Source organism: Idiomarina sp. Sol25 (assembly GCF_033052775.1).
In the GTDB taxonomy this organism is placed as follows: domain Bacteria; phylum Pseudomonadota; class Gammaproteobacteria; order Enterobacterales; family Alteromonadaceae; genus Idiomarina.
The window spans coordinates 1-230 of the sequence record NZ_JAUPEW010000266.1; the positions used below are offsets into that span (position 1 = coordinate 1).

General features: G+C 70.4%; 1 protein-coding gene. It reads right to left on the reverse strand.

Going from position 1 to position 230, the window contains the following annotated elements; all coding sequences use genetic code 11:
- Window positions 1-27: 27 nt before the first annotated feature.
- Window positions 28-230, reverse strand: a 203-nt coding sequence (locus Q5L94_RS14235; RefSeq protein ID WP_411161958.1) for an NAD(P)-dependent oxidoreductase, incomplete at its 5' end; no start/stop codon positions are given.

Genomic DNA, 230 nt, shown 5'->3' on the forward strand with positions numbered 1-230 from the left:
GCGGAGGCCGGCCGCCCCCTGGCGCGATCAATAGCCGACGGTGAAGCGCGCGCGCACGTGCGCCGGGCGCTCGATCTCATCGGCCATGGCGATCGCGAAATCGGCGAAACTGATGCTGCTGCCGCCGGCGTGGCTCAGCAACGTGTCGCGTCCCAGCCGGAACACGCCGGTGCGCGGGCCCTCGAAGAACAGCGCCGATGGCGACAGGAACGTCCAGTCGAGATCGTCCG